This is a genomic window from Armatimonas sp., from assembly GCF_043760365.1.
Taxonomy (GTDB): Bacteria; Armatimonadota; Armatimonadia; order Armatimonadales; family Armatimonadaceae; genus Armatimonas.
Window position 1 is genome coordinate 1 of record NZ_JAYUPA010000828.1, and the last position, 3,180, is coordinate 3,180.

2 protein-coding genes are annotated in these 3,180 nt (G+C 58.3%); both read right to left on the reverse strand.

Annotated elements, in window-relative coordinates; all coding sequences use genetic code 11:
• Window positions 1-462, reverse strand: a 462-nt coding sequence (locus ACH2EH_RS20380) for a hypothetical protein (protein WP_395144588.1), incomplete at its 3' end; no start/stop codon positions are given.
• 117 nt (window positions 463-579) lie between these two features.
• The coding region (locus tag ACH2EH_RS20385) for a hypothetical protein (protein ID WP_395144589.1) at window positions 580-3,180 on the reverse strand (2,601 nt) is incomplete at its 5' end.

The following is a 3,180-nucleotide window of genomic DNA, read 5'->3' on the forward strand; positions in this document are numbered from 1 at the left end:
AATGACTTGAGCACCATTGATTTCATCGTCAAAGCGGCGCGCCGGATAGAGCAGATCGGAGGTGAGCCCGGCACCGGAGGTGCCCTGGCGACGGTAGACCGGTGACGCGAGAGTACCGATATTCTGAACGGGATAGGGAACCGTATAGCCATCAAGCTGGAGCGGCGCTGCCAGTGTCTGGTCCGGGACGCGGCTGAAAGCGGGGGTGCGGTAGATTCGGTTCGCGTTGGTGACGCCCCAGAGAAAATCCGCGCTCATCCGGCCACGGTTGGTGGTGTCACCATGCATTTTCCCCGCGGGATTGAGCTGGGACTGCCGCTCCGTGGTTCGGGGCTTGACGAGAGTGGGGCTCACCCTCTCCTGTCCCTTGGGAAGCGGATCACCCGGCGGCGTCTGCGCCGCAGCGGGGAGCGTGGCTCCCAGCATCGCGACCGCTCCAACCAGCGTACGCAGAGAAGTCATAGAGACTCCCTGGAGTCTGGTTAATGTCGAACTGAACAAAGAGGATTTCATTGTTAGGCTAAATCGCACTGAGAGTTATTGCTCCTGCCCCAATCTCTGGGACAGAAGCGGTTGGTTTTACAGACGGTCTCCAAAGAGAGGATGTTCCAGCAGATTCGTGTTACTACTGTTCGTCCCCATTTTTTGCTCCCACCGGAGGCCGTTCGCCGCCCGAACGATACGCGGGACAGAGAACTGATTAAAGTGCGGAGTACCACCATCAATTGGCACACCAGCTATCGTGAAGCGGCGATCCCCCGTCACCTGGAAGACCTCCCCTACAAACTGGCCACTGGCAAAAAGTGAGGACGGGCCGATCCAGGAGTTGGTAATGAGATAATCACCATCCGCTAACCGTTTGACTGCAGTCGGCAAGAACTTAATGTCTACTTGCCCCAACGGCACCGCAAGACGATTATCAAGAGGGGCCGTGGCTGTACTCATCATTCGGGCGTAGTCACGGCCATCAAAGTACCAGGTCACATACCAGCGATTGTCCGTTCCAAGTTCGGTCTGATACACCCCGCTGGAGTCACAGATAAGGAATACTGATTTCTGTCCTCCGAGCCCATTGGGCAGGCTGAACTGCTGGATGTAGCTTGGCCGTGCAATACGTCGAATCCGTCCTGCAGGGGAGCCGCCAAGTGAATCAAGCGGCATGACAAGCTCGTTCATTGTCCGATCTACCAGGCCATTACGAACGGGTTCGGCTCCCGGCAATAGCCAAGGAGTGAAGAACGAGGCGAAAGCTCCTGTGTTAGTAGAGAGGGGCATTGCCGTGTTGATCGGATTGTAGAACAAGGAGAGCAGAGAGCCGCCCGTGAAGTCGCTACGAGTGTCGCCGCCCGAGTCCCCTGCCGTGCTCGCATTGCCCACGGCGGCTAGAATTGTCGGATAGCCGTAGAGACTTGGGTTCTGCCCCAGCCGTGGGTCTCCAAAGGTTAGCACGCGCTGGAGGCTCTGAAATCTCAGGAGACGGCCTTCTTTTTGCGTGGTTCGGCTCACCCAGACTACCAACTGTTCCCCACGTTGCGGGCCGCTGGGTGTCGGGACATTTGTTCGTAGGATGCCGTTTGTATCGAAGTAGTCCGCCACCTCGATAATACGGTTGTTACCCGCATCCGCGATCAAATAGTGAACCTCGTAGCCCACACCGCCCGGACTGAACACCGTGTAGAGTTGAACATCCGTGGGTTCATTGAGTGTGATGGGGTCTACCGAGGTCAGCACCCCATAAGCATTGTTGAGTCCTGTCAGTTCCCAGCGTACCTGGCCGCTCCGGTCTACGCGAACCACACGGTTGTTGCCCGTATCGCAGATCAGGTAGTCTGAGGGCGAGAGCCGCCGCGCCAGAGCGGGCCGGGAGAGAGTTTTCTTGTCCTGAACGGCGCGCCCGGTCGCGGTAGCCGGGTTAACAACTCCACCGCCCGCATTCGGATCGAAAAGAGGCAGCTCACCACCGGCTACCTGGAACGTCATCGTGCCATCTAGTGTCCAAAGTGCAGCTCCCCCGGCATCCACTTCGATAATGCGCTTCGAATCGGTCACCAGGGTCACGCCGGACTCAAAAGCCTCGGTGCCCAAGAGAGTGTTGGCGGCCAGTGTTCCCTGCGCACCAACGGGAGGGGCACTCACTCGGCCCGTCATAGGACGTACCCAGCGGATGTGGTTGAGCTTCTGCTGAGCTCCCGCCAGATTTAACACGACAGTCTCGACCTGTTCGCCCGCACGAATCGTCGGGTCATTGGACGTCGGCTCCGCATCTAACGCAACCAGGTTCTCACGCCCCCCACTGGCGATTCCCAGGTAGAGAACATCTCCAGCAAGAGTTGCTGCCGAGGTTGGCAGACCAGGCAGGACATAGTACCAAAGTAGCGGGGAGTAGCTTCCATTAACCGGCAGGCCGCGTGGATCCACATCGGTGCCCGCCCCGTTGTTGGGCAGGAGCGCCGAGGGTGAGATCACCACGGTTTCGTCGGCGTTGCCACCCGCAGGCACAAAAGTCACCACAAAAGAGAGCGAAGTGGAGAAGCGACCGCCCGCCGTCCGCAGGTCGGTCATCACGATCCGTCCCCCGGTCGCATCCCCCACCATGTTCTGACCGATACTGATCGGATTACTACCCGTCTGTGTCAGGATCGAGTTGATAATTTTCGGTTGCCCAGGATTCGCCGGATCAAAAGTGGAGATATCAAGCTGCGAGACCTGAACCCGGTAGGCGGGGTTGTAGGCCTTGGGCAGCTTCAGGATAATCTCCTTCTTCATGTCCAGCGCCGCCACCACTGTGACCGGACCCCCATTGCTCGGCGACGTTGCCCTGAGTACCTGATAGACGATCCCATCATTGGTCGCCACAGGCGGCCCCACGGGCTCGACTTGTGTCAGACCTTCGTAGCTGGGAAGGTAGCCCGCACTGCCGGATTGGCTGAGAGGCCCACCAAACAGAAGGCGATTGCGCAGTGTTGGGCGCTCCACAACCACCTGGTTTGGAAACGTTATGGGGATTCCCTGTGCGCCGCCAGGAAGCTCGAAAATCCCTAGTGACTGGCGAAGACGCGTAAGGCCAAACTGCTCATAATCACCTGAAATAACCGTGTGTGGCTGTGGCGTCCCACTATTGCTCTGGCCAACATACTTGAAAGCGCTCACCAGAATATCATCGGGGGTCATGGCGATTCC